Source organism: Novosphingobium sp. (assembly GCF_019748365.1).
GTDB lineage: Bacteria > Pseudomonadota > Alphaproteobacteria > Sphingomonadales > Sphingomonadaceae > Novosphingobium.
On record NZ_JAIEPN010000158.1, the window covers coordinates 1 to 24,059 of the forward strand.

23 protein-coding genes, 1 tRNA gene and 2 pseudogenes are annotated in these 24,059 nt (G+C 66.4%); 9 read left to right on the forward strand and 17 right to left on the reverse strand.

Going from position 1 to position 24,059, the window contains the following annotated elements; genetic code table 11:
- Positions 1-182: pseudogene (gene gltA, locus K5Q19_RS17275) on the reverse strand (citrate (Si)-synthase); the annotation flags it as partial.
- Positions 183-309: 127 nt separating this feature from the next.
- Positions 310-1,782: a glutamate--tRNA ligase gene (gene gltX / locus K5Q19_RS17280; RefSeq protein WP_292947865.1), complete on the reverse strand. Its 1,473-nt coding sequence runs from the start codon at positions 1,780-1,782 to the stop codon at positions 310-312.
- A 112-nt stretch (positions 1,783-1,894) separates the two neighbouring features.
- Between gltX and K5Q19_RS17285 the strand changes: the two genes are divergently transcribed.
- Positions 1,895-4,045 (forward strand): ComEC/Rec2 family competence protein, encoded by a 2,151-nt coding sequence (locus tag K5Q19_RS17285; protein ID WP_292947868.1) that lies wholly within the window; start codon positions 1,895-1,897, stop codon positions 4,043-4,045.
- On the opposite strand, the gene lexA is transcribed toward K5Q19_RS17285, so the two are convergent.
- The 10 genes from lexA to K5Q19_RS17335 form a co-directional block, all read right to left on the reverse strand.
- Entirely contained in the window at positions 4,039-4,731 is a 693-nt protein-coding gene (gene lexA, locus K5Q19_RS17290; RefSeq protein WP_292947871.1) for a transcriptional repressor LexA, read from the reverse strand. The genes K5Q19_RS17285 and lexA overlap by 7 nt on opposite strands.
- Positions 4,732-4,809: 78 nt before the next feature.
- A complete protein-coding gene (locus K5Q19_RS17295) occupies positions 4,810-6,021 on the reverse strand; it encodes a molybdopterin molybdotransferase MoeA (protein WP_292947874.1) in 1,212 nt (403 codons plus the stop codon).
- Entirely contained in the window at positions 6,018-6,488 is a 471-nt protein-coding gene (gene moaC / locus K5Q19_RS17300; RefSeq protein WP_292947877.1) for a cyclic pyranopterin monophosphate synthase MoaC, read from the reverse strand. Before moaC ends, K5Q19_RS17295 begins: the two co-directional genes overlap by 4 nt.
- A gap of 160 nt (positions 6,489-6,648) precedes the next feature.
- On the reverse strand, positions 6,649-7,341 hold the full coding sequence (locus tag K5Q19_RS17305) for an aspartate/glutamate racemase family protein (protein ID WP_292947880.1): 693 nt from the start codon (positions 7,339-7,341) through the stop codon (positions 6,649-6,651).
- Between the two features lie 8 nt (positions 7,342-7,349).
- Positions 7,350-7,733 carry a reverse transcriptase-like protein gene (locus K5Q19_RS17310; protein WP_292947883.1) on the reverse strand — a complete coding sequence of 128 codons (384 nt, stop codon included), beginning with the start codon at positions 7,731-7,733 and terminating at the stop codon, positions 7,350-7,352.
- On the reverse strand, positions 7,726-8,514 hold the full coding sequence (gene trpC, locus K5Q19_RS17315; protein WP_292947886.1) for an indole-3-glycerol phosphate synthase TrpC: 789 nt from the start codon (positions 8,512-8,514) through the stop codon (positions 7,726-7,728). The genes K5Q19_RS17310 and trpC overlap by 8 nt, the downstream gene beginning before the upstream one ends.
- Positions 8,515-8,708: 194 nt before the next feature.
- Positions 8,709-9,704, reverse strand: a complete 996-nt coding sequence (gene trpD, locus K5Q19_RS17320; protein WP_292947889.1) for an anthranilate phosphoribosyltransferase — start codon at positions 9,702-9,704, stop codon at positions 8,709-8,711.
- Positions 9,701-10,297 carry an aminodeoxychorismate/anthranilate synthase component II gene (locus K5Q19_RS17325; RefSeq protein WP_292947892.1) on the reverse strand — a complete coding sequence of 199 codons (597 nt, stop codon included), beginning with the start codon at positions 10,295-10,297 and terminating at the stop codon, positions 9,701-9,703. The genes trpD and K5Q19_RS17325 overlap by 4 nt, the downstream gene beginning before the upstream one ends.
- A 13-nt stretch (positions 10,298-10,310) precedes the next feature.
- Positions 10,311-11,840, reverse strand: a complete 1,530-nt coding sequence (locus tag K5Q19_RS17330; RefSeq protein WP_292947927.1) for a chorismate-binding protein — start codon at positions 11,838-11,840, stop codon at positions 10,311-10,313.
- A gap of 25 nt (positions 11,841-11,865) precedes the next feature.
- Positions 11,866-13,806 (reverse strand): peptidylprolyl isomerase, encoded by a 1,941-nt coding sequence (locus K5Q19_RS17335; protein ID WP_292947895.1) that lies wholly within the window; start codon positions 13,804-13,806, stop codon positions 11,866-11,868.
- Positions 13,807-14,067: 261 nt separating this feature from the next.
- On the opposite strand from K5Q19_RS17335, the gene tpiA reads away from it, so the two are divergent.
- The 4 genes from tpiA (at position 14,068) to K5Q19_RS17355 (ending at position 17,904) form a co-directional block, all read left to right on the forward strand.
- Positions 14,068-14,832, forward strand: a complete 765-nt coding sequence (gene tpiA / locus K5Q19_RS17340) for a triose-phosphate isomerase (protein WP_292947898.1) — start codon at positions 14,068-14,070, stop codon at positions 14,830-14,832.
- An 88-nt stretch (positions 14,833-14,920) separates the two neighbouring features.
- Entirely contained in the window at positions 14,921-15,379 is a 459-nt protein-coding gene (secG, locus tag K5Q19_RS17345) for a preprotein translocase subunit SecG (RefSeq protein WP_292947901.1), read from the forward strand.
- Between the two features lie 178 nt (positions 15,380-15,557).
- Positions 15,558-17,192 (forward strand): CTP synthase, encoded by a 1,635-nt coding sequence (locus K5Q19_RS17350; RefSeq protein WP_292947904.1) that lies wholly within the window; start codon positions 15,558-15,560, stop codon positions 17,190-17,192.
- A 28-nt stretch (positions 17,193-17,220) separates the two neighbouring features.
- Positions 17,221-17,904: a Crp/Fnr family transcriptional regulator gene (locus K5Q19_RS17355; protein ID WP_292947907.1), complete on the forward strand. Its 684-nt coding sequence runs from the start codon at positions 17,221-17,223 to the stop codon at positions 17,902-17,904.
- 54 nt (positions 17,905-17,958) lie between these two features.
- Here K5Q19_RS17355 and K5Q19_RS17360 read toward each other — a convergent pair whose 3' ends face one another.
- Positions 17,959-18,426, reverse strand: coding sequence for an Hsp20 family protein (locus K5Q19_RS17360; RefSeq protein WP_292947910.1), 468 nt, complete (start codon positions 18,424-18,426; stop codon positions 17,959-17,961).
- 145 nt (positions 18,427-18,571) lie between these two features.
- Between K5Q19_RS17360 and grxC the strand changes: the two genes are divergently transcribed.
- The 4 genes and pseudogenes from grxC (at position 18,572) to K5Q19_RS17380 (ending at position 20,286) form a co-directional block, all read left to right on the forward strand.
- Positions 18,572-18,850: a glutaredoxin 3 gene (gene grxC, locus K5Q19_RS17365; protein ID WP_292947913.1), complete on the forward strand. Its 279-nt coding sequence runs from the start codon at positions 18,572-18,574 to the stop codon at positions 18,848-18,850.
- Positions 18,847-19,677 carry a carbon-nitrogen hydrolase family protein gene (locus K5Q19_RS17370; protein WP_292947915.1) on the forward strand — a complete coding sequence of 277 codons (831 nt, stop codon included), beginning with the start codon at positions 18,847-18,849 and terminating at the stop codon, positions 19,675-19,677. Before grxC ends, K5Q19_RS17370 begins: the two co-directional genes overlap by 4 nt.
- Positions 19,678-19,681: 4 nt before the next feature.
- Positions 19,682-20,161, forward strand: a pseudogene (locus tag K5Q19_RS17375) (DUF1178 family protein).
- A gap of 48 nt (positions 20,162-20,209) precedes the next feature.
- Positions 20,210-20,286 (forward strand) — tRNA-Arg (locus K5Q19_RS17380).
- A 67-nt stretch (positions 20,287-20,353) separates the two neighbouring features.
- On the opposite strand, the gene K5Q19_RS17385 is transcribed toward K5Q19_RS17380, so the two are convergent.
- The 4 genes from K5Q19_RS17385 to K5Q19_RS17400 form a co-directional block, all read right to left on the reverse strand.
- Complete coding sequence (locus K5Q19_RS17385; protein ID WP_292947917.1) at positions 20,354-20,737, reverse strand: hypothetical protein; 384 nt, start codon at positions 20,735-20,737, stop codon at positions 20,354-20,356.
- Between the two features lie 371 nt (positions 20,738-21,108).
- Positions 21,109-21,666, reverse strand: a complete 558-nt coding sequence (locus K5Q19_RS17390) for a type II toxin-antitoxin system antitoxin SocA domain-containing protein (RefSeq protein ID WP_292947920.1) — start codon at positions 21,664-21,666, stop codon at positions 21,109-21,111.
- A 445-nt stretch (positions 21,667-22,111) separates the two neighbouring features.
- The gene (locus tag K5Q19_RS17395) at positions 22,112-22,642 is read right to left on the reverse strand and encodes an HK97 gp10 family phage protein (protein ID WP_292947923.1); all 531 of its coding nucleotides are present in this window, start codon (positions 22,640-22,642) and stop codon (positions 22,112-22,114) included.
- A gap of 107 nt (positions 22,643-22,749) precedes the next feature.
- A partial coding sequence (locus K5Q19_RS17400; RefSeq protein WP_292947925.1) for a phage major capsid protein occupies positions 22,750-24,059 on the reverse strand: 1,310 nt, incomplete at its 5' end.

Consider the following 24,059-nt stretch of genomic DNA (forward strand, 5'->3'; position numbering starts at 1 on the left):
AGCTGGCCGATGGGATAGCCGCGGTGGAGCAGCACGCCCTCGTCGCCGTCGATATAGGTCAGCGCGCTGTCGCAGCTTGCCGTGCTGGTGAAGCCGGGGTCGTAGGTGAACTTGCCGGTCTCGGCATAGAGCTTGCGAATGTCGATGACATCGGGCCCGATCGAGCCGCTCTTGATCGGCATGGTGATGGTCTTGTCGCCATCATTCAGGGTCGCCTGGTTGTCGCTCACGATCTACCCTCCTGTCTGCTCTTCTATAGCGGCTGTCTGCCGGCTGGGTTGGGTTCGGGCCGGGGCCCGGAAAGTTACATCACGTAGCCGACGTAGCCTGATCCGCGATCCGGGCGAGCGACTCGTCTCGTCCCAGAAGTACCAGTACGTCGAAAATGCCGGGCGAGGTAGTCGTGCCGGTCAGCGCCGCGCGCAGCGGCTGCGCCAGCTTGCCAAGACCGAGCCCGCGTTCCTCGGCCATCGCCTTGAGCGACGCTTCGAGCGGCGCGGCCGTCCAGTCCTCGTTCGCCAGCCGCTCGGCCATCGCGGCCAGCAGCGCGCGTGCATCGTCGGTCAGCAAGCCGGCCGCCTTCTCGTCGAGCGCCAGCGGGCGCGTCGCAAAAAGGAAGCGCGCACCGGCTGCAAGCTCGTTGAGGTCTGCCGCGCGCACCTTCAGCACAGGCATCGCCTCGGTCAGCAGGGCAAGGCCCGCATCGCCCAGCCCGCCAAGGCGCGGTGCCACCAGCGCTGCCAGCCGCGCATCGCCCGCCTCGCGGATGTAGTGACCGTTGAAGCTCTGCAGCTTCTTGAGATCGAACCGTGCGGCGCCCTTGCCGACATCGCCGATCTCGAACCACGCGACTGCCTCGTCACGGCTGATGATTTCGGCATCACCGTGGCCCCAGCCGAGCCGGAGCAGGTAGTTGAACACGGCTTCGGGCAGCAGCCCCAGTTCGTCGCGATAGGCATCGACGCCCAGTGCGCCGTGGCGCTTCGAAAGCTTCGCCCCGTCCGCGCCGTGGATCAGCGGGATATGGGCATAGGCGGGGTCGTCCCAGCCGGAACCCTCGACCGCCTGCATGGCGCGAATGATGACAAGCTGGCGGAACGCGTTGTTGATGTGGTCGTCGCCGCGGATCACGTGCGTCACGCCCATGTCGTGGTCATCCACCACCACCGCGAGCATGTAGGTCGGCGTGCCGTCGCTGCGGAGGATGACGTAGTCGTCGATCTCCACGTTCTGGACGGTGATCGGACCCTGCACAAGATCGTCGATGGTCGTGGCGCCATCGCGCGGCGCCTTGATGCGGACGACCCAGGGCTGGCCTTCGGGCCAGGCCGCAGGATCGGCATCGCGCCATTCGCTCTCGATGCGGAAGGGACGGCGCTCGGCCTGCGCAGCGGCGCGGCGGGCGGCCAGCTCTTCCTGCGTGAGGTAGCAGCGATAGGCGTGGCCCGCTTCAAGCAGCTTGTACGCGATCTCGGCGTGGCGCTCCGAACGCGCGAACTGGAACACCGGTTCCTCGTCACCGCCGAGGCCCAGCCAGTTGAGACCATCGAAGATCGCCTCGATGGCGGGTTCGGTCGAGCGCGCGCGGTCGGTATCCTCGATCCGCAGCAGGTAGGTGCCGCCGTGGTGGCGCGCAAAGAGCCAATTGAACAGCGCGGTGCGTGCGCCGCCTATGTGCAGATAGCCGGTGGGCGAGGGAGCGAAGCGGGTTACCACGCCCTTGCGTACAGCAGCAGCGCCCGCGCCTGATCCTGCAGAAACGGTGTCACTGGCGCTTGCCATTGGGGGCGCGATCCTTCCTAATCCGGTCATGTCGCCGATTTTGGCCCAACCCCTTGGTGAACCATCATCACGGCGGACAAGCCTCTGGGACAAACTCGCCGCCTTGTCCAGCATGCACCGCACCATTGAGGCGTTCCTTGGCAGCCGTCCGTTCGAGCGCGGGCCATGGCTGGCAGTGGCCTTCGGCGTTGGAATCGCTTGCTGGGCCGTGCTTGCGGGGCCGTGGCAATGGGCGGGCTTCCTTGCATTGTGCGGTGCGGTGGCCGTGGGCGGCTTGCTGATCGATTCGGACGGCGATCTTGGCCACCTTCGCGCGGCGCTGATCGGCATGTCGGCAATGCTCGCGGCTGGTTGCGCCGTCATCTGGACCAAGTCGGTGGTGGTGGGCGAGCCGGGAATCGCGCGGCCCGAAGTCGTGATGATCGAGGGCCGCGTTCTCGACCGGCAAGTGGAGGGCGCGCGTGATCGGGTGCGCCTGCTGATCAGGGCGCAGGTTGAAGGCCATGGCGAGCCGTTGCAGGTGCGGCTCAACCTGCCGGACGAGAATGATCAGCCCGGACTTGTCGAGGGCGCTCAGGTTCGCCTGCGCGCCCGGCTCATGCCGCCCGCGCCGCCGATGCTTCCTGGGGCCTACGATTTTGCGCGCGCCGCGTGGTTTCAGGGCCTTGCCGCGACCGGCAACGTCGTCGGACCCGTCACCCTTGTCGCCCCGGCGCAGGAAGGCTGGTCGCTGAGGCAATGGCAGCAGCGGCTGGCCGATCATGTCCGCGCGCAGCTGTCCGGCTCCCCGGGCACGATCGCGGCGGCTTTCGCGAGCGGCGACCGCGGCGCGATCGCGCAGGATGACGAGGAAGCGATGCGCGATGCGGGCCTTACGCACTTGCTCTCGATCAGCGGCCTGCATGTGAGCGCGGTGATCGCGGGCGCCTATTTCCTGACGATCCGGCTGTTGGCGCTGTTCCCGTTCATCGCGCTGCGTGTGAGGTTGCCGCTGCTCGCGGCCGGTGTCGGTGCCGGGGTCGGCCTCTTCTACACGCTGCTGACCGGTGCCGAAGTGCCGACAGTCCGCTCGGTTGCGGGTTCGCTGCTGGTCCTTGCCGCACTGGCGCTGGGCCGCGATCCGCTTTCACTGCGGCTTCTGGCGACCGCGGCGGTCATCGTCATGCTGCTCTGGCCGGAGGCGGTGCTGGGGCCGAGCTTCCAGATGAGCTTTGCCTCGGTGATTGCCATTGTGGCGTTCAGCACCTCGGCGCCGGCGAAAGCCTTCCTCTCGCATAGTCACGAGGGGAGTCTGGCGCGGCTCGGACGGCATCTGGCGATGCTGCTGATGACGGGCCTGGTGATCGAGATCGCGCTCATGCCGATCAGCCTGTTCCACTTCCACCGCGCCGGCATCTATGGCGCGGCGGCCAATGTGATCGCGATCCCGCTGACGACGGTGCTGACGATGCCGCTGATCGCGCTGGCCCTCGCGCTCGATCTGTTCGGGTTGGGCGCGCCCGCATGGTGGGCGGTGGGCAAGTCACTCGAACTGCTGCTGTGGCTGGCGCATCTCGTGGCGGGCCAGCCCGGTGCGGTGACGATGATGCCGGGGATGACGGGGGGAACCTTCGCACTGTTCGTGAGCGGGCTGCTGTGGCTCGCGCTGTGGAGCGGGCGGGTGCGGTTGTGGGGCTTCGCGCCGATCGCGCTGGGCGTGGCCGCACTCATGCTGACGCGCACGCCGGACGTGCTGATCTCGGGTGATGGGCACCATGTGGGGATCACCGGAGAGGGGCCCGATCTCCTCGTGCTGCGGGCGGTGCGGGAGGAAAGCTATACCCGCACCGCGCTGCTCGAAAACGCCGGGATGACGGGTGATGCGGTGGTGCTGGAGGACTGGAAGGGCGCGCGTTGCAATCCCGATTTCTGTGCCATCTCGCTGGTGCGCGGCGGGCGGCGGTTTGATCTGCTGATGGCGCGGGGCAAGGATCTGGTGGCGATTCCGGTGCTCGCAGCCGCCTGCCAGCGCGCCGATATCGTGGTGGCGGACAGGCGCTTGCCGGCTGCTTGCAAGCCGCGTCTTCTGAAGGCCGACCGGGCGCTGCTGCGCCAGACGGGCGGGCTCGCCATCGATCTCGTCTCGGGCCGGGTGCGCAGCGTGGCGGAGACACAGGGGGAGCACGGCTGGTTCCGCCGTCCGCCGCCCTGGCAGCCTCGCGCTCGGCAGGCAGGTCCGGCTTCCACCGCTAGCGGAGAGCCGGGCCCTAAACCGGTTCAGTGATAGCGGCGCAGGAGCCCTGCGAGCTTGCCCTGAACCTGAACCTCGTGCGGCTGGTAGTACTGCGGATCGTAGGCCGCGTTGGCGGGATCAAGCCGGACCATGCCGCGCTCGCGCCGCAGGTACTTCAGTGTCGCTTCCTCGCCGCGGACGAGGGCGACGACAATCTCGCCATCGCGCGCGGTGTCGGTGCGGCGCACGAGGGCGTAGTCGCCATCGAGAATGCCGGCCTCGACCATCGAATCGCCCGAAACCTCGAGCGCATAGTGCTCGCCCGAGCCGAGCAGCGCCGCAGGGACGGGGAGAGTGGAGGTGCCTTCGAGGGCCTCGATCGGAACGCCCGCCGCGATGCGGCCGTGGAGCGGGATCTCGATCACGTCGTTGGCGGGTTCGCGCGCCGGGGCCGGGCTGCGCAGCGGGGCGAGCGCGCTGGGCGCACTGGCTGCGGCGCGGCTGGCGGGCTTGGCACCGCCGGCGTCGCTATCCCGTATCACTTCAAGCGCGCGGGCGCGGTTGGGCAGGCGGCGGATGAAGCCGCGCTCTTCCAGCGCCGAAATCAGCCGGTGGACGCCCGACTTCGACTTGAGATCGAGCGCTTCCTTCATTTCCTCGAACGAGGGGGAGATGCCGGAATCTTCAAGGCGGGTCTGAATGAAGGTCAGCAGTTCATGCTGCTTGCGCGTGAGCATCCGTGCGCACTCCCATCTAGTGAACGAATGCGGAACGAATAAGCAACGAAATATTAGCCGTCAAGCAATTCCGTGCCTTTACAGCAGGTATACAGGAACAAACTTACCTGCGGGCGTTTCGGGTTCGTTCGCTGGGCGCACGACAAGGGCGTTGGCGCGAGCAAGCGAGGAAAGCGCGCCGCTGTCTTGCAAGCCATCGAGCGAGACTTCGCCGCTGTCCCATACCGCGCGCAGGAACTCCATGCGGCTGCCGCCCGCCGGCATGGCTTCCTTGAGTGCGGCGGGGATCGGGCGCGGCATCGGGCTGCCCGCACCGAGCGCGGCGCGGATGACCGGCAGAAGGAACAGGAAACCGGTGACGAAAGCGGCGGCGGGGTTGCCGGGCAGGCCGAGAATGATCTGCGCGCTGCGCCGCGCGACGAGAAGCGGTTTGCCCGGCTTGATCGCGACGCGCCAGAAGGCAAGCTCAGCGCCGAGTTCAGCCAGCGCCGGGCGGACGAGATCGTGATCGCCGACCGAAGCGCCGCCGCTGGTGACGATGACATCCGCATCGCGCGCGGAATCGAACGCGGCCTTCAGGGCTTCGAGGCGGTCCGGCACGGGTCCGATCCGGGTGATGCGCACGGCGGGCTGTGTGGCGAGCGCAGCGAGCATCGCGCTGTTGCTGGCGGGAAGCTGATGGTCTGCAAGTTCGGCGCCGGGCGCGGCAAGCTCGTCACCGCCGTCGATCACCGCAAGATGGAGCTGACGGCGGACGGGCAGATGCGCGTGGCCTGCGGTGAGTGCGAGCGCGATCTGCGCGGCACCGATCTTCGTGCCGGGGGCCATCAGCACATCGCCGCGGCGGAAATCCATGCCAGCTGGGCGGATATGGCGGGCGGGGGGCTCTGGCGGCGTGCCGGTGAGGGTCAGGCTGTCGCCTTCGCGCGCGGCATCTTCCTGAATGAGGACCATGTCCGCACCGGCGGGGACAAGCGCGCCGGTGCTGATGCGGGCCGCTTCGCCGGGGCCGACCACGCCGCTGAAAGGCCGTCCGGCTGCGCTCTCGCCGATCACGCGCCAGGGGCCGGGCAGATCGGCGGCGCGCAGGGCGTAGCCGTCCATCGCAGAGACATCGGCGGCAGGCTGGGTGCGCAGCGCGGTCAGCGGCTCGGCAAGGTGGAAGCCGAGGCAATCGGCGGTGCCGCGGTGCTCGATCGGCAGCACCGGGGCAATCGCCATCAGGCGGCGCTGCGCTTCCTCGAGCGGTAGCGGCGGGTTGGGGCGAGCAGGGGTTTGCAGTTCGCTCATGGCGCGCGCCAGTCGCCCGATTTGCCGCCGCGCTTTTCGATCAGGCGCACGCCGTCGATCACCATGGCTTTGTCGATGGCCTTGGCCATGTCGTAGACGGTGAGGAGCGCCACGGAGACGGCGGTCAGCGCTTCCATTTCGACCCCGGTGCGGCCGGTGAGCGAGGCGGTGGCGCGGGCCTCGACGCCGTCTTCCACGAAGGCAAATTCGACGCTGACGGCATCGAGCGCGAGCGGGTGGCAGAGCGGAATCAACTCGGCGGTGCGTTTTGCCGCCATGATCCCGGCGATGCGCGCCACGGCGAGGACGTCGCCTTTGGGCGTCTTGCCATCACGCAGCGCGGCGAGCGTGGCGGCGTTCATGCGGATGCGCCCGAGGGCGATGGCGACGCGCTGAGTCTCGGCCTTGCCGCCGACGTCGACCATGCGCGCACGGCCTTGCGCATCGAGGTGGGTGAGTTCGCTCACGGGCGTGAAATCCAACAGGTTGACACAGTTGACACAGTCCTGAGCGAAAACTCGGGAGCCGGAGATGCAGGGCCAGTGGCAGCTTCAGGAGCCATGGAAATGCGCGGTTTCATGCGGCGGTGATGCCATAGTGGCGCGGAGTAGGACAGACGCAAAAACGTCAGGCCAGCGCCAGCATGACGGCAGCTTCGGCATGAAGGCGGGTCGTGTCGTAGAGCGGCACCGGGCTGTCCTCGGGGCCGATGAGAAGCATGATTTCGGTGCAGCCGAGGATGATGGCGGTCGCGCCGCGTGCGGCAAGGCGCGCAATGACGCCGCGATAGGCTTCGCGTGAGGCAGGCTCGATGCGGCCGGCGACAAGTTCCTCGTAGATCACGCGGTGGACCTCGGCGCGGTCGTCTGCTTCGGGGATCAGCACTTCAAGACCGTGCTGCTCTTCGAGGCGCGCGCGGTAGAAGCTCTGTTCCATGGTGAAGGCCGTGCCGAGGAGGCCGACCTTTGCATGCCCATCGGCCTTGAGCGCCGCAGCGCAGGGATCGACGATGTGGAGCAGCGGCAGCGCGCATGCGGCCTCAATGGCGGGGGCGGACTTATGCACGGAATTGGTGCAGATCAGGAGCAGTTCGGCGCCCGCGGCCTCGAGACGGCGGGCGGCATCGACCATCAGCGCATCGAGCGCGTGCCATTCGCCCGCCGCCTGCAACGCCGCGATCTCGGCAAAATCGAACGACCACAGCGCCAGCCGGGCGGAGGCCTTGGGCCCCAGCCGGTCACGCACGCCCTGATTGATCATGCGGTAGTATTCGGACGTGCTTTCCCAGCTCATCCCGCCGATCAGGCCCAGTGTTTTCATGCGTGTCGTCATCGGGGCCATGCCTTTGCGAGAGCGATTCCGGCGAGGTTCTGCGCGCGTTTGATCCGCCGGACGCGTATACGGGTGAAGCGCGCGGACTGTTCCTGAAAGCGGGCATGGAAGCCTGCGAAAGCGGGGCGGGGCTTCAGTGTGCCGCTTGCCTGCGCAACAACCAGCGCGGAATCGCCGAGGAGGACGATATCTGTCGCGCCAAGCTGGCTGGCGACGTCCATCGCGTCGAGCAGGGCCTGCCATTCAGCCTCGTCGTTGGTGCCATGCCCGATGGCAGGGCGGTGCCAGACCTGCCCCCGCGCGGCGACGGCGGTTTCCATCATGCCGGGGTTGGGGCGGCAGCCGCCGTCGAAGAACAGCTTGAGCGGGCCTTCAGGCACCGAGCAGCGCGCGGGTGGCGGCGGTCACGTCATCATGGCGCATCAGGCTTTCGCCGACGAGGAAGGCCTTGGCGCCTGCTGCTGCGAGCGTCAGCACGTCCGCGTGCCCGCCGATGCCGCTTTCGGCGACGAGCAGCGTGCCTTCGGGCGCAAGCGGCGCGAGGCGAGCGGTGGTGCCGAGATCAGTAACGAAGCGCTTGAGATCGCGGTTGTTGACGCCGATCAGGCGCGATTGAAGGCGGGCGGCGCGCTCCATTTCGGCCTCATTGTGGACTTCGACAAGGACGTCCATGCCGTGTTCGCGCGCGGCCATTTCGATTTCCGCCATCTGGCCATCATCCAGCGCGGCGACGATGATGAGAATGGCATCGGCCCCGATGGCGCGGGCTTCGGCACATTGCCACGGATCGACCATGAAATCCTTGCGCAGGACCGGCAGGGCGCAGGCGGCGCGGGCGGCGATGAGGTAGTCCTCGTGGCCCTGGAAATAGGGCGCGTCGGTGAGGATCGAGAGGCAGGTGGCGCCGCCCGCTTCATAGGCGCGGGCGTGCGCGGGGGGATCGAAATCGGCGCGGATCAGGCCCTTGGAGGGGCTGGCCTTCTTGATTTCGGCGATGAGGGCAAAACCGGTCTCAGCCCGGGCACGCAGCGCTGCCTCGAAGCCGCGCGGGGCAGTCTGCTGGCTGGCGCGCGCAGCGAGATCGGCGAGCGTGGACGCGGCCTTGCGGGCGGCGACTTCCTCGCGCTTGGTGGCCATGATTGTGGTGAGGGTGTCGGTCATGTGGGGCGGCTTTAGGGGGCTGTAGGCTGAGAAGGAAGAGGGGTTTCTCGCAGAGACGCAGAGAAGGAAGGGAAGAGCGGCGAGTTTTTGAAAGCGGCGAAGCCGCAGAGTTGGGCAATCGAGGGCTGATCTGGCCTTGGACCCCGGCCTCTCTGCGATCTTCTTTCCCTCTGCGCCTCTGCGAGCCCCCCCCCTTACTTCAGCGCAGCGATCCAGCAGTTGAGGAGGGCATTCGCCAGCCCTTTGTCGATGGATTCGGCGGCTTCCTCGACGCCTTCGTGCCAATCGGCCGCTTCGCCCGCGATCATCAGCGCGGCGGCAGAGCTGAAGAGGACGGCGTCGCGGTAGGGGCCATGTTCGCCTTGCAGCAGCGCGCGCAGCGCGGCGGCATTATAGGCGGGATCGCCGCCGCGCAGCGCTTCGACCGGCGCGGTGGCAAGGCCGGCATCGGCGGGCGTGACGCGGCGCATCAGGACGTTGCCGTCCTTCACTTCGGCAAGTTCGTTGCCGCCTGCGAGGCTGAGCTCGTCGAGCCCTTCGTCGCCCGAGACGACGAGGCTGTGATCGGTGCCGAGGCGGCGGATCGCCTCCGCATAGATCGGCACATAGGCGGGCCGGGCGATCCCGACGAGCTGGCGGCGAACGCGTGCCGGGTTGGCCAGCGGGCCCATCAGGTTGAAGATCGTGCGGCGGCCGAGTGCCTTGCGGATCGGTGCTATCCGGCCGAGCGCCGGATGGTGCTTCTGCGCGAAGAGGAAGCAGATGCCGAGATCGCCAAGGGTGAGTTCGGCGGTTTCGGCGGCGCGGTCGAGATTGAGGCCGAGGGCTTCCAGCGTGTCCGCAGCGCCCGCCTTGCTGCTGGCGGCGCGGTTGCCGTGCTTGGCGACGGGGACGCCGCAGGCCGCGACGACGAGGCTGACGGCGGTCGAGACGTTGAGCGTGTGGTGGCCATCGCCGCCGGTGCCACAGACGTCGATGGCACCCGCGGGGGCATGGATCGGGATCATGCGGGCGCGCATTGCGCGGGCGGCGCCGGCGATTTCGGGGGCGGTTTCGCCGCGTTCGGCAAGGGCGACGAGGAAGGGGGCGATGCTCTCGTCCGGCACGGTGCCATCGAGGATCGCGGCAAACGCGGCCTCGGCTTCCGCTTCGTCAAGCGGCGTCGGAGCAACTTCGGGTAGCGAGGTCATGCTGCGAGGTGCGTGGGCATCTTCGCGGTGATGCCGCACATCCTGAGGAAGTTGGCGAGAAGCGCATGGCCGTGCTCGGTCGCGATCGATTCGGGGTGGAACTGCACGCCGTGGATCGGGAGCGACTTGTGGCGGAAGCCCATGGCGTGGCCGTCGTCCGAGGTTGCGTTGACGATCAGGTTTTCGGGCACGTTCTCGACCACGAGGCTGTGATAGCGCGTGGCGGTGAAGGGCGAGGGGAGGCCGGCGAAGAGGCCCGAGCCATCATGCGTGACGGGCGAGGTCTTGCCGTGCATCAGCCCGCCGCGCACGACCTGGCCGCCGAAATACTGGCCGATCGACTGGTGGCCGAGGCACACGCCAAGCAGCGGCACGCCCGCATCCGCCGCCGCGCCGACGAGATCGAGGCTGATGCCCGCTTCGTTGGGCGTGCAGGGGCCGGGCGAGATCAGGAACCCTTGCGCGCCGGTGGAGATCGCCTGCCCCGCAGACATCGCATCGTTGCGCACGACTTCGACCTGCGCGCCCATTTCCATGAGATAGTGGACGAGGTTCCAGGTGAAGCTGTCGTAGTTGTCGATGACGAGGATCATGTCGGAATTGACCTTACTGGCCGAAGCGGGGTTCGGAGGCGACGCGCAGGGCTTCGCGGGCGGCGGCGAAGAGCGCGCCGGACTTGGCTTCGCATTCGCGCTGTTCGTATTCGGGGTTGCTGTCCGCCACGATGCCCGCGCCCGCTTGCACGTGGAGCACGCCGTCCTTGAGGACGCCGGTTCTGAGGACGATGCAGCTGTCGACCGAGCCGTCTGGCGCGAAATAGCCGACGCCGCCGGCGTAGGCGCCGCGGGTTTCGGGTTCGAGTTCGGCGATCACCTCGCAGGCGCGGACCTTGGGGGCGCCGCTGACGGTGCCCGCCGGGAAGCCGGCGAAGAGCGCGTCCACGCTGTCGGCGCGCGCGCTGTCGAGCTTGCCGACTACGTTCGAGACGATGTGCATGACGTGGCTGTAGCGCTCGATGGTATAGCTCTCGGTCACCTTGACCGTGCCCGCTGCGGCGACGCGGCCGACGTCGTTGCGGCCGAGATCGAGCAGCATGAGATGCTCGGCGCGCTCCTTGGGATCGGCGAGGAGGCTCTGCGCGTTGGCGCGGTCCTCGGCCTCGGTCTTGCCCCGGGGGCGGGTGCCCGCGATGGGGCGGATGGTGACTTCGCCGTCGCGGATGCGCACGAGGATCTCGGGGCTCGAGCCGACGATGGCAAAGCCGGGGAGATCGAGGAAATAGAGGAACGGGGAAGGGTTGATCCGGCGCAGCGAGCGGTAGAGCGCGGCGGGCGGCAGCGGGAAGGGCACGGTGAAGCGCTGGGCGAGCACGACCTGGAAGATGTCGCCCGCCTCGATGTAGTCCTTGGCGCGCAGGACCATGCGCTCGTAGTCGGCGGGCGCCATGACGGCAGTGCGCTCGGCCGGCTCAGCGGCATCGAGGCGCGGATCGGCAGGGACCGGATCGGCGAGGCGCGCGAGGGCGGCGTCGATGCGGTCTGCCGCGGCGCTGACGAGGCGTTCGGGCGCGCTGCTCGTCGGCCAGACGGGGGCGACGGCGATCAGCTCGTCCGAGAGGCGGTCGAACACGAGGACGACGCTGGGGCGCACGAAGAGCATGTCCGGCAGTTCCAGCGGGCTGGCGGGCGCGCGGGGGAGCTTTTCGACAAGGCCGATCGTCTCGTAGCCGAAGTAGCCGACGAGGCAGGCGAGCGACTTGGGCAGGCCCTCGGGCACATCGATGCGGCATTCGCCGACCAGCTCACGCAGCGCGGCGAGCGCGGGTTCGGCGAGCGGGGCGAAGGCCTCGCGGTCGGTCTGCCATGTGCGGTTGATTTCCGCTGCGGCGCCCTCGGCACGGAAGACGAGATCGGGATCGAGCCCGAGAAGGCTGTAGCGCCCGCGCACTTCCCCGCCTTCGACCGATTCCAGCAGGAAATCGCCGCGGCCTTCCGCCATGAGCTTGAGCGCTGCGCCGACCGGCGTCTCGGTGTCGGCGATCAGCTTGCGCCAGACCAGCGCGGGCCGCCCGGCTGCAAGCGCGGCGCGTGCCGATGCACCGCCATCGGGGAGCAGGCCGGCGATGCCCGCATCCATCGTGTCCGCTGCCGCCGCCACGGCCTTACTGACCGCCGATGAGCTGCGTGCGCAGCGCCGCGATGGCCGCCTCGTTGCGCTTCACGCCGACCGCCTCGCGCACGGCGGCGCGCAGTTCGTCGACATATTCGCGGCCGATGAGCTGACCCAGTTCGACACGGGCACGGGCGAGGAACGGATCGTCCGCCTTGATCGTGCCGGGCGTGACCTTGTTGAGGACAACGACGAGGAACCCGGCCTTGTCCGGCGCTTCGAGCTTCTTGGCCGTGCCCTGCGCCATTTCGAACATGAGCTGGAGCGGGGCGGGTATCTTGGGCTGCATGGCGTTGAGCTGCTCGCGCGGCATGGTGACCGGCTGCGCGGGCGGCACGGCGACGCCGAGCGTCTTCAGCGCTTCGGCCAGCGGCACCTTCTTCGCCAGCGCCGCCAGAAGCTTGTCGGTGGCCGCCTTGGCCGCGCCATAGCCGCGCGAGGTCTGGAGGTCGGCGGCGACCTTGTCCTTCACTTCGGCCAGCGGCGGCGGGGCGGCCGGGGTGATCTGGCCAACGTCGAAGATCACGTAGCGCTCGCCGGCCTTGATCTCGGCAACCTGCGGTTCGCCCTCGCGCTCCATGCCGAATGCGGCCTGCAGCAGCGGGGTGACATCGGCATTGGGCTTGATGTCCGGACGGCCGGGAACGGCGCCGTTGGCTTCGAGCGGATCGGTGGTGATCACGGTGAGGCCGGCGCTCTTGGCGACGTCGGCAAGGCCGGTGCCGCTGCCGAAGGCATCATCGAACTTTGCGGAAAGATCGGCGAGTGCGGCCTTGCGCTTCTCGGCCACGATCGCGGCGACGATTTCGCCGCGCGCCTGATCGAGCGACTTGCCGGGGTTCTGGACCACGCTGTCGAGCCGGATCACATACCAGCCGAGGGCACCCTTGGCAGGCGCTGCCACTGCGCCCTTGGCAGCGGTGAAGACTGCATTGGCGACAGCGGCGGATGCCTGGGATTCCAGCGTCGCGCGCTTCGTGGCCGGATTCTTGCGGGCCGAAAGACCCTTGGCCGCGGCCGCAGCTTCGATCGACTTTCCGCCTGCGATTTCGGCAGCGAGCGCCTTGGCGGCGGGTTCGGTCGGGACGATCACTTGTGTGAACGCGCGCATTTCGAAAGCGGCATATGTAGCCGCGTTCAGCTTGTAGCGCGTGGCGATTTCGGCATCGCTGGGCGCGGGCAGGTTCTTGATCGAGGTCTCGTCAAAGATCGCATAGCGGATCGTGCGGCGCTCAGGGTGCTGATAGCGCGCGCCGCTTGCCTTGTAGAACGCGGCGAGATCGGCATCGGAAGGCGGCGTCTTGGGGGCGAAGGCGGCAGAAGGCACCAGCTGGACCACGCCCTCGCGCGTTTCCTTGAGCACTGCGGCATAGCGCAGCGCCACGCTCTGCGGCATGGTGGCGCCGATCCCGGCGGGGATCAGCACTTGCCGCGCCATCAGCCCCTTGGCGACGTCGTCGCGCAGCAGGGCATCGGAAATCCCCTTCTGGCCGAGCAGTGCCTTGTAGGCAGCCTGGCTGAACTTGCCGTCAGCGCCCTGGAACGCCGGCATCTTGGCAATCTCGCTGTCGATCAGCCGGTTGCTCACACCCATGCCGACCGCGCTCTGGCGGGCCCATTCCATCAGCGCAGCGCGATCGACCAGGCTGTCGACGACTTGTTCAAGCGCCCCTTGCGCGACGAAATCCTTCATCGTGACCGTCGGGCTCTCGGCACGCGCGTTTTCCAGCGCATTGCTCATCGCCTTCTGCACGTCGATCGTGCTGATATGGGCCGAGCCCACCGTCACCGCGCGGTCCGCATTGTCGGCTCCGCCGAACTTGGCGCCGGAAATGTCGGCCCCCGCAAACGAGAACGCGATGAGCCCGAGAAAGATCAGCGCGATGAAGGCGCCGATACGGGACTTGGTCAGAGAGCGGATTAAGCCGAGCATCGGGGCCTGTCATTAGCAGTGGGTGTCGGGCAAGCATTCACGGCAGAATGTGTCCTTGGGGCGCATTAGGGGGCAAACCGAATTCCCGCAATGGTCTGCGCTGTCTGGCGGCTGCGGGGATCAGCCTGCCGGGCGGAACCGCGCAAATCTGCCGTAAGGTAATCACCGACTTTGCATATCCTGCGCTTTGCAAACCGGTCTGCGGTTTGATAGCGGCCAGAGCATGAGAAGGAATCACCTAGTGCCAGTGTGCAAGGTCCCATGAGCCAGCGTCCCTACATCGTCGGCAACTGGAAGATGAACGGCAGCCGGGTCATGCTCGCCGAAGCGCGGGCGATCGACCGTGCGGCGCAGCGCTATCCCGACGTGGAAATCGCCCTGGCACCGCCGTTTCCGTTTCTTGGGCCGGTGCGCGAGGCGGTGAGCGCGATCGGCGTCGGCGGGCAGGATTGCCATACGGCGGCAAAGGGCGCGCACACCGGCGACGTTTCCGCCGCCATGCTGGCCGATATCGGCGCGGACTTCGTGATCCTTGGCCATAGCGAACGCCGCCGGGATCACGGCGAGGATGATGCGCTGGTGCGCGCCAAGGCGGAAGCCGCGCTTGCCGCAGGCCTCAGCGTGATCATCTGCGTCGGCGAGACGCTGGAAGAGCGTGATGCGGGCAAGGCCGAAGCGGTGGTTTCGCGCCAGATCGAAGGTTCGGTTCCTTCGGGCGAGAGCGCGGCGGTTGCCGCAAGCCGCCTTGCGGTGGCCTATGAGCCGGTCTGGGCGATCGGCACGGGCCGCGTTGCGGCTGTGGAAGACGTGGTTGCCATGCATGCCGCCGTCGGCGCGCGGCTGGCCGCAATCTTCGGCGAGGACGCGGACAAGATCCGCATCCTCTACGGCGGTTCAGTGAACGGCGAGAACGCGGCCGGCTTGCTGGCTGCCGACGGTGTGGGCGGCGCGCTGGTGGGCGGCGCAAGCCTGACCGCCGATGCCTTCCTGCCGATCGTGGCGGCCGCCTCGCAGCCGGAAGGCTGATCCGCTTCGGACCGCCGGGCTTGCTGCGCCCTTGCGCGCGGGGCCCATGCGCCCTAGATGCGGCGCATTCTCTTCAGGTTGACCCGCGATGTCTCTCTTCATTTTCCTTACCGTCGTCCAGGCGCTGGTGGCTGCCGCGCTTGTCGGCGTGATCCTTATCCAGAAATCGGAAGGCGGCGGCCTTGGCGTTGGCGGCAGCCCGGCGGGCTTCATGTCGGCGCGCGGCGCGGCCGATTTCCTGACCCGCGCCACCACGGTGCTGGCGACGCTGTTCGTCGGCCTCAGCATCCTGCTGGCGGCGCTGGCCGTGGGCACCACGTCGAACCGCGAGATCGATACCTCGCTTCAGCGTACGGCCCCGGCCGTGCCCGCGCCTGATCCGCTGGCACCGGTGCAGGGCGTGCCTGCTGCCGGTCCGGCCGAAGCGCAGCCCGCTCCGGCGGCGGCACCTGCTGCCGGGCCTGCGGCTCCCGCCAGGAGCGCCCCGGGCACTCCAGCCAAGGGCGGCGCGGCGGCCGATCCGCTTGCGGGCGGCGCCAAGCAGTAAGGCATAGACGCCGGATACTCCGGCACCATTCCATCGGTGTTCCCGCTCGCCCCCAAAGGCGGCCGGGAACGCCTGTTCGTGTTTACGAGTCTCTTGCGTCTCGTCTGTGGATTGACGGTGCCATTTCGGCGCTGACCGCTTGCGCATGCAGAGCATCTGACGGTAAGGCCCAACTCCCATGGCGCGGTTCATTTTCATCACCGGCGGCGTGGTTTCCTCGCTTGGCAAAGGCCTCATGGCAGCGAGCCTCGCGGCGCTGCTGCAGGCCCGCGGCTTCCGGGTGCGGATCCGCAAGTTCGACCCCTATCTCAACGTCGATCCGGGCACGATGAGCCCCTATCAGCACGGCGAAGTCTTCGTGACCGATGACGGGGCGGAGACCGACCTCGACCTGGGGCACTACGAGCGCTTCACCGGCGTTTCGGCGCGGCAATCGGACAACATCACCTCGGGCCGCATCTACCGCGACATCATCGCCAAGGAACGGCGCGGCGATTACCTCGGCGCCACGGTGCAGGTGATCCCGCACGTGACCGACGCGATCAAGGCCTTCGCCAAGGACGAGACGGATGATCTCGACTTCGTGCTCTGCGAGATCGGCGGCACGGTGGGCGATATCGAGAGCCTGCCGTTCATCGAGGCGATCCGCCAGATGCGCAACGAACTGGGGCGCGAGGCGACCTGCTTCGTCCACGTGACGCTGGTGCCCTATATCGCCGCCGCGGGCGAGCTGAAGACCAAGCCGACCCAGCATTCGGTGCGCGAGCTGACCGGGCTCGGCATTCAGCCCGATATCCTGCTCTGCCGCTGCGAGAAGCCGCTGCCCGAGAACGAGCGTGCCAAGATCGCGCTGTTCTGCAACGTGCGCAAGGAAGCGGTGATCCCCGCGCTCGATGCGCAGAGCATCTATGCGGTGCCGCTGCAGTATCACGGCGAGGGGCTCGATTCGGAAGTGCTGCGCCACTTTGGCCTCGGCAGCCCGGCTACGCCCGATCTGGGGCGCTGGACCGATATTGTCGATCGCCATCAGAACCCGGAAGGCGAAGTGACCATCGGCGTTGTGGGCAAGTATGTCGGCCTGCAGGATGCCTACAAGTCGCTCAACGAGGCGCTGGTCCATGGCGGCATGGCCAACCGCGTGAAGGTCAACATCCGCTGGATCGATGCCGAGATCTTCGAGAAGGACGATGCCGAAATCGCGGCCTATCTCGAACCGATGCACGGCATTCTGGTGCCCGGCGGCTTCGGCGAGCGCGGAACCGAAGGCAAGATTGCCAGCGTGCGCTTTGCGCGCGAGCGGGGCGTGCCGTTCTTCGGCATCTGCCTCGGCATGCAGATGGCCTGCATCGAGGGCGCGCGTAATCTGGCGGGGATTTCGGGCGCAAGCTCGACCGAGTTCGGCCCGTCCGAGGAACCGGTGGTGGGCATCATCACCGAATGGATGACGCCCGAGGGCCTCGAGACGCGCGCCGCGGGCGGCGATCTGGGCGGCACGATGCGGCTCGGCGCCTATGATGCGCAGCTATCGGGCAACAGCCATGTCGCGCAGATCTATGGTTCCAATGCGATCAGCGAGCGCCACCGGCACCGCTACGAAGTCAACGTCGCCTATCGCGAGCGGCTGGAGCAGAAGGGCCTCGTGTTCTCCGGCATGTCGCCCGACGGGCTGCTGCCGGAAATCGTCGAGCGGCCGGACCATCCGTGGTTTATCGGGGTGCAGTTCCATCCCGAGCTCAAGAGCCGCCCGTTCGAACCGCATCCGTTGTTCAAGAGCTTTATTACGGCCGCAGTGAAACAGGCGCGTCTGGTCTGATCCGGCCGGGCAGGGAGGGGGACTTCGCATGGACGCCGCCACACTTGCCCAGACCCTCAATGCGCAGAGCCTGCTGGCGGGGTGTGCGCCCGAGGAACTGACCGATATCGCCGCACGCGGGACGGTGCGCAGCTTCAAGGCGGGTTCGGCGATCATCCTGCAGGGCGATCCCGGCGATACACTGTGGATCGTGCTCAGCGGCTTGGCGCGGGTCAGCATGGTGGCGGCGAACGGGCGCGAGATCGTGCTCGATTATGCCGAGCGCGGCGCGGTGCTGGGTGAAATCGCCTTCCTTGATGGTGGTGAGCGGACGGCAACCGTGGAAGCCATCGAGCCGGTCGAGGCACTGGGGCTGACGCGCAGCGCCTTTGCCGAGATCGTCGGCAAGCATCAGGGGCTGGCGATGCGGCTGCTGCAGGCGATGGCGCGGCGGCTGCGGCAGAACAACACGGTGATCGAGGCGGACCGGGCCTACACATCGGGGCCGCGCCTTGCGCGGTTCCTGCTGCGACTGATGATGGGCGGCGAGGAAGAGACCCGGCTCAAGATCGCGCTCAGCCAGGGCGAACTGGGCAACTTCGCCGGCATGTCGCGCGAGCAGATCAACCGCCAGCTTTCGGCGTGGGCGGATGGCGGGATCGTCGCGCTCAAGGGTGGGCGGGTGACGGTGCTCGACCGCGAGGCGCTCGTCGATATCGCCGAGGCTTGGTAGAGCAAAGGGGCGGCCCGGCAAGGACCGCCCCCGGTTAACAACCCGCCATTCAGATCAGGCCGCAGCGCTGGCGTCGCCTTCGACCACGGTGAGCGGCTTGGCATTGCTGCCGCCGATCAGCACCTTCTTGGGCTTCATCGCCTCGGGCACTTCGCGCACGAGGTCGATGACAAGGAGACCGTCGGCAAGGTCGGCGCTTTCGACGCGGACGAAGTCAGCGAGTTCGAACCGGCGCTCGAACGCGCGGTTGGCGATGCCGACGTGGAGGAAGTGGCCGTCCTGCGCCTCGGTGCGCTGGCCCTTGATCACCAGCAGGTTCTGCTGCGCGGTGATATCGAGATCATGCGGCTTGAAACCGGCGACGGCGAGCGTGATGCGGTATTCGTCATCACCGCGGCGTTCGATGTTGAAGGGGGGGTAGTTGTCGCCGGCATTGGCGCGGGCCTGGCGTTCGAGCAGGTCGAACAGGCGGTCGAAGCCCACGGTCGAGCGGCGATAGGGGGTGAAATCGAAACGTTCCATGGTTGCAATCCTCGTGTTTGAGCAATCTGCACTGTTGCCGGACCCGAAATGGCGCCCGGCGGTTCACTTGTGGTCACGCCCGCCTTGCGGCGCATGACACGGACAACCATGTGTGTTAGCGATTTTGCGTTTTCAAGAGGTCCCCATGAGCGAAGCTGCTGCCCCAACCGCGACTGTCGAGATCTACACCAAGTGGGGCTGCCCCTATTGCAGCCGCGCGCTGGCGTTGCTCGGGCGCAAGGGCGCGAATGTCACCGAATACGACATCACCTTCGGCGGCGAGAAGCGTGCCGAGATGCTGGAGCGTGCGCCGGGCGCGATGACGGTGCCGCAGATATTCATCAATGGCCACCATGTCGGCGGCTCGGATGATCTCGCCGCGCTCGAGGCGGCAGGCGAGCTTGATCCCATGCTCGCCGCATGAGCGCTGACACGCGGCGCATTGCGCTGCTGCAGATGACGACGGGAATCGATCCTGCAGCCAATGCCGCTGCAATGGCCCGCGCGGCGGAGCAGGCGGCGGGGGAGGGCGCAGTAATGCTTTTCACGCCCGAAATGTCCGGCCTGCTCGATCGTGACCGGGCGCGGGGTAGCCGCCATGTGGTGCCCGAGGAGGAAAGCCCTGTCTTGGCCGAAGTCCGCAATGCGGCGGCCAAGGCGGGCATCTGGGTGCATATCGGCAGCCTTGCGGTGAAGGCGGATAGCGCGCGCTGGGCCAACCGTGCCTTCGTGATCACGCCAACCGGCGAGATTGCCGCGCGCTACGACAAGATCCACATGTTCGATGTCGATCTGGCCACCGGCGAAACCTGGCGCGAGTCGGCCGCCTATCAGCCGGGTGAAGCGGTGGTGACGGTGGACGGCACGCCGCTCGGCCGACTGGGCCTCGCGATCTGCTACGATATCCGCTTCCCCGCGCTGTTCGAGGCGCTGGGCCAGCGCAAGTGCGACGTCATTGCCATTCCGGCGGCCTTCACTGTGCCCACCGGCCGAGCGCACTGGCACCTGATGCAGCGCGCAAGGGCAGTGGAGGCCAGTGCCTTCGTCGTCTCCGCGGCGCAAGTTGGTCGCCATGAGGACGGGCGCGAGACCTATGGCCACAGCCTGGTGGTCGATCCCTGGGGCGACGTCGTGCTCGATATGGGCAACGAGAGCGGTTTGGGCTTTGCCGAGATCGACCTTGCCCGCATTGCCGAGGTGCGCGCGCAAGTGCCCAGTCTTGCCAACCGGCGGCCGATCCCTACATCCTGACATCATGATTGTTTTCGACCTTGAATGCCGCGCAGGCGGGCACCGGTTCGAAGGGTGGTTCGCCAGTTCCGAAGATTTTGCCGGCCAGCAGGCACGCGGGCTTGTCACCTGCCCGGTTTGCGGCGCGCCCGAAGTGGACAAGGCGCTGTCTGCCCCCCGTCTGACGCGCAAGGGCAATCAACTTCCCGCCGCACCATCAGCGCCGCGCCCCGATGTGCCGCAGCCTGTGGCGAACGGGCCGCTGCCGCCCGAGGCCGTCGCCATGCTCAAGGCCGTCGCCGCCGTGCAGAGCGAGATGCTCAAGTCCTCGACCTGAGTGGGCGAAAGCTTCGCCGAGGATGCGCGCGCGATGCATTATGGCGAGAAGGATCCCGCGATGATCCACGGCCGCGCCAGCCCGAAGGAAGTGCAGAGCCTGATCGAGGAAGGCGTGCCCGTCGCGCCGGTCATCGTTCCCGTGGTGCCGCCCGGCGAGGTCAACTGACCGCACGCGATTGCCAGACGGCGACCCGCCCCTTAAAGGACAAGCCGGGCGCCCGTAGCTCAGCAGGATAGAGCACCAGATTCCTAATCTGGGGGCCGTGGGTTCGAATCCCGCCGGGCGCACCATTTTTCAAATACTTAGAGTGAATACCGAGCATCAGTTTGAGAGCAAGGTAACACTGCAGGTAACGTCTCAGCGACTCACAGCTGCCGCCTCAGCATCGGCGAGCCGCTGGCAGTCGCGCCGGATCATTTCGAAAACGGTCCGATCACCGGGCAGATCCATGCCCACAGTACCGCAAGCACCGGCTTCCGCGATCACATCAATCTTGGCTGCCAGCGCCGTTACCGTGGAGATCGGCTCGAGGAACATTGCGTCTCGAAGCTTCGTTGCACGATCCAGCATCAGCTCGCCCTCCGGATCATCCCCGGAAAACGGGCTCGCCTCGAATGCGTCCTCAGCTTCGCGCCAGGTCGCATGCAAGCGCCAGAATTCGCGATCCTGGTCGCAAACGGTTGAGAGAGACGCGGGAAGCTTGAACAGGTCGCCGCCTGCCCCTACGGGTTTTCTAGCCATGGTAACCCCTTATCGGTTGCTTTGGACGCGGGCCGATCACCGTTGGCGCGGTGGTTGGCCCGATCGCAGCCTACGCCCAATGACACGCTGCGGCAATCATCTACGATCCGGCAAACTTGCCGCGCAGAAATGCTCTGGCATGCCAACCGCAAATCGCTGCGGGGAGCTAAGCGAGCCCAATACGTTCGATCGATACGATGTCTTGCTCAATCGTATAGTATACCCGCATGCGAGGCCGCCGCGGAATCCGAGGACTCTCATAAAGCCAATGCTCTTTTGCGGGATCGCCCAAACGAAATCGTACCCCAATCTGCCGGGGCTTTAGATGCAGGTCCTGGTAGAACTGTCGGAACTCGTCGTCCAAAAATGGACTAGTGCAGATGTCCCGGAAGTACACGTGCTCGGAAAGCTCGCTTTCTCTCACCACAAAGGTACCGGGAGGGGGTCGCTGCAACTTGGTCCGCCATTTGTTCGGCCCAACCGACGGCATCGTCTGAAGGGAGCATGTAGCACTCAAACTCGGCAAGAATGTCGGCCGTCGAGATCTTGGCACTTCGCCGGACGCCATCATAGTTTGCGTCCCACGCTCCGCCGTCCCGGTGCGTCAGGCGGATCAGTTCGCCCGGGCGCAAGTGACGGGTAAGGGCGTAAGCCTCCTCGATCGAAACCCGTTCAGGCGAACCCGGTTCGAACGCATGGACATGATTGAACGCGAGAATCGGCATATGCTTGTGGTTTTTGACCGCCTTGTAGAGAGACGGCAGCACTGGCCCGTAGTCCCAAGCCTCGAAATCTTCGTCGACTAAAAGCATGCCGGTCCGGCCCAAATGCAGCATATGGGCAACGTATAGCATCTTGTGCATTTCGAGATTTGTCAGCCGCCAGCCACTCAGCTCGCCGAGGGTGCGGGCAGCAATAAGCACGCTCATGCCCCTACTCCTTGGGCCCGATATATCGGACCCAAGCTGAATGGTCCATTACCATACGCATTTAGACGAAGTCGCGTTGCTGAGAAGTAACACAGCCCCGAACAACCGCGATGCTGGCCGCCAGCAAGCGCGACCAGATCCACCAGTCGGGCGCCGCATGTTCACGATTCCCGACGCCGCCAATGGAAGAATCCGGCCGGATGCATGTGGATCGAAAAGAGGGCACACCGTACGCGACTTGTCGCGCATCGCATCTATCTGAAGGCACTATGTTTTCAGCAGGATTTCGGCTTGCGTCGGAACTCCGTCACAGTGACTTACCGCCTTTCGAGGCGCGTCAAATTGACTGCAGCCAATCCAAGGCTGCCCAATTCTCGACCATATTGCAAGCTGCGCGCCGCAAATGCTGCCAGTCACATTGACAGCGCGCCGGGAGCATCGACGATCAGCCGCGAGCGCGCAGTTTCCGCGCCTCCTCGACGATGCCTGCAGCCAACTCGCGCTTCAGGAGCACCAGGGCAGTAACTCCGCCCTGCGCAGCCCAGGCCGGCCGCAGAAATGGCCTCGGGGCAACGCCGTGGCCTGGTGCGCCATACTCGATGAATCGGCCATAAATGTCAGGCCGCGAGCCGATTTGGTAGGTATAGCCCGGATCGACCTTCTGGTACGGATTGCGCTTCTTGCGGATCACAGTTTTCCGACCCGTCTTGCGGGGCCGATAGTCGAATGCCGTTGCCGAAACATAGATCAGGGCTGACAGGAGCTGTCGCTCAGTCTTCGCTCGGTCGATGCGGACGCGCAGCGCCTTCCGTAGACGTCCCTCATTCACCGGCACTCGCGCACGCGCATCCTTGAGGATGGCATTCGCCGCCTTGCGCAGTGCGACGCGGCCAACCCTCATGGCAGACGTGCGCCCCATTTCGAGCAGCAGCTTTTCAAGCTCGCGCCCGCCTTCGAATTTCACAAATGTGTTCATGTCTGCCCTCTCGGATCAATGCCGATGGAAACCGGCCGCAGCGTCCCAACGGAAACTGCGGCCGGAAGCAGCGCGCAATCGGGGGAGCGCGCCGCCGGGGGGATCGATCAGCTCGTGGCGATCTTGAGCAGCTTGATCGCGTTGGAATCGACGACACCGCCGCCGGTGCGCCGGCTGAAATACATCTTCGTCCAACCCTTCTTGGTCACCCGATCGGCGATCAGGCGAAGGCCAGGTTTGTCCACGATTGCGAATCCGCGCCTCCAGTTGCCGAAGGCTACCGGGAACTTGTTTGCAGCGATATCAGGCATGGATTCATCGATCGCCACCGGATAGCCCAAGAGGCGATCAGGCTGGCCCGTCACGATCGATGCTGACCAGAGATAGTTGCCCTGCCCATCCTTGAACTTGCGGATCACGTTTGCCGTGGTGCTGTTCATGATCCAGGCCACGCCATCGCCTACCCGGTAGGCCGGGCGAAGTGCGCTGAGCAGATCGTGAAGCGCATCAGCCGGGTTCGTGGAAGCGAAAGCGGATGCAGCGCCAGACGGAACATACTGCAACGTACCGAAGGCGCGCGTGGCGTCTGCCGTGGTTGCCGTAGCGCGAGAGAGGAATCCCAGCGGCTTCTTGGCCCCATCGCCGGATATGAAGGCGGCACCTTCCTTCAGTGCGAACTCGCCGATAACATCTTCGGTCAGGAAGCTCTGCACATCGAAGCTCGAATCTTCGATCAATTGGTTCGTAAGCTCCGGCATGGCGTAGAGCTCCCAGGGCGTGATCGTCACCATGCCAAGCGCGGGGCTGCCGGTATCGGCGCGCGTGTCCTCTTCGCCAGCCCATCCGCTCTGCGAGCCGGAACGGCCAAGGATCTTCTGCCAGCTATCGCCGCTGGTGATCACCACCACGCGAGCGAGATTGCGCAACACCGATCCATTGCGCATCAGCGCATCGATCGTGTTGTCCACTTCCGGCCTGACCGTGAATCCACCATCGGGCCCGGACTGCGAAGTCATGCCGGCGTTGGGCATCCCACGCATAGCGTTCAAGAACTCTTCGCGCACTTCGCTCGTGATTGGCGCGACACCGAAACCGGAAAGGCGAAAGCCCGCGCCGGGATCAAGGCCAGGACCGCCGCCCATACGCAGTCCTTCGATAGTCTCCGCCTGTCGGTTCACGAACGTTTCCAGATCGCGCACGCGGGAATCGTTGCGCGCCCTCCAATCGGTGAAGGTGCTGTTCAGCTCGGCGAGCACTTCGCCGATTTGAGCATTCGGAGAATGATCCGCGCGTACAGCGGCGACGCCCCGGTAACGATTGATGGAATTCATAAGACCAGCCTTGTCAACACCGGGATAAAAACGGGCCAGGCACCGGTTTAAAAAGGGGCCAGTTGGGTTGAATAAAAAGCCCCATG

Coding starts and splice junctions, on each gene's coding strand:
- K5Q19_RS17285 (WP_292947868.1), top strand. CDS start 1,895: ATGCACCGCACCATTGAGGCGTTCCTTGGCAGCCGTCCGTTCGAGCGC.
- K5Q19_RS17305 (WP_292947880.1), bottom strand. CDS start 7,341: ATGAAAACACTGGGCCTGATCGGCGGGATGAGCTGGGAAAGCACGTCC.
- K5Q19_RS17395 (WP_292947923.1), bottom strand. CDS start 22,642: ATGAACACATTTGTGAAATTCGAAGGCGGGCGCGAGCTTGAAAAGCTG.
- K5Q19_RS17325 (WP_292947892.1), bottom strand. CDS start 10,297: ATGATCCTCGTCATCGACAACTACGACAGCTTCACCTGGAACCTCGTC.
- K5Q19_RS17350 (WP_292947904.1), top strand. CDS start 15,558: ATGGCGCGGTTCATTTTCATCACCGGCGGCGTGGTTTCCTCGCTTGGC.
- grxC (WP_292947913.1), top strand. CDS start 18,572: ATGAGCGAAGCTGCTGCCCCAACCGCGACTGTCGAGATCTACACCAAG.
- K5Q19_RS17330 (WP_292947927.1), bottom strand. CDS start 11,840: ATGGATGCGGGCATCGCCGGCCTGCTCCCCGATGGCGGTGCATCGGCA.
- K5Q19_RS17295 (WP_292947874.1), bottom strand. CDS start 6,021: ATGAGCGAACTGCAAACCCCTGCTCGCCCCAACCCGCCGCTACCGCTC.
- tpiA (WP_292947898.1), top strand. CDS start 14,068: ATGAGCCAGCGTCCCTACATCGTCGGCAACTGGAAGATGAACGGCAGC.
- lexA (WP_292947871.1), bottom strand. CDS start 4,731: ATGCTCACGCGCAAGCAGCATGAACTGCTGACCTTCATTCAGACCCGC.
- K5Q19_RS17385 (WP_292947917.1), bottom strand. CDS start 20,737: ATGGCTAGAAAACCCGTAGGGGCAGGCGGCGACCTGTTCAAGCTTCCC.
- K5Q19_RS17370 (WP_292947915.1), top strand. CDS start 18,847: ATGAGCGCTGACACGCGGCGCATTGCGCTGCTGCAGATGACGACGGGA.
- trpC (WP_292947886.1), bottom strand. CDS start 8,514: ATGACCGACACCCTCACCACAATCATGGCCACCAAGCGCGAGGAAGTC.
- gltX (WP_292947865.1), bottom strand. CDS start 1,782: ATGGCAAGCGCCAGTGACACCGTTTCTGCAGGATCAGGCGCGGGCGCT.
- trpD (WP_292947889.1), bottom strand. CDS start 9,704: ATGACCTCGCTACCCGAAGTTGCTCCGACGCCGCTTGACGAAGCGGAA.
- K5Q19_RS17360 (WP_292947910.1), bottom strand. CDS start 18,426: ATGGAACGTTTCGATTTCACCCCCTATCGCCGCTCGACCGTGGGCTTC.
- K5Q19_RS17335 (WP_292947895.1), bottom strand. CDS start 13,806: ATGCTCGGCTTAATCCGCTCTCTGACCAAGTCCCGTATCGGCGCCTTC.
- secG (WP_292947901.1), top strand. CDS start 14,921: ATGTCTCTCTTCATTTTCCTTACCGTCGTCCAGGCGCTGGTGGCTGCC.
- K5Q19_RS17390 (WP_292947920.1), bottom strand. CDS start 21,666: ATGAGCGTGCTTATTGCTGCCCGCACCCTCGGCGAGCTGAGTGGCTGG.
- K5Q19_RS17355 (WP_292947907.1), top strand. CDS start 17,221: ATGGACGCCGCCACACTTGCCCAGACCCTCAATGCGCAGAGCCTGCTG.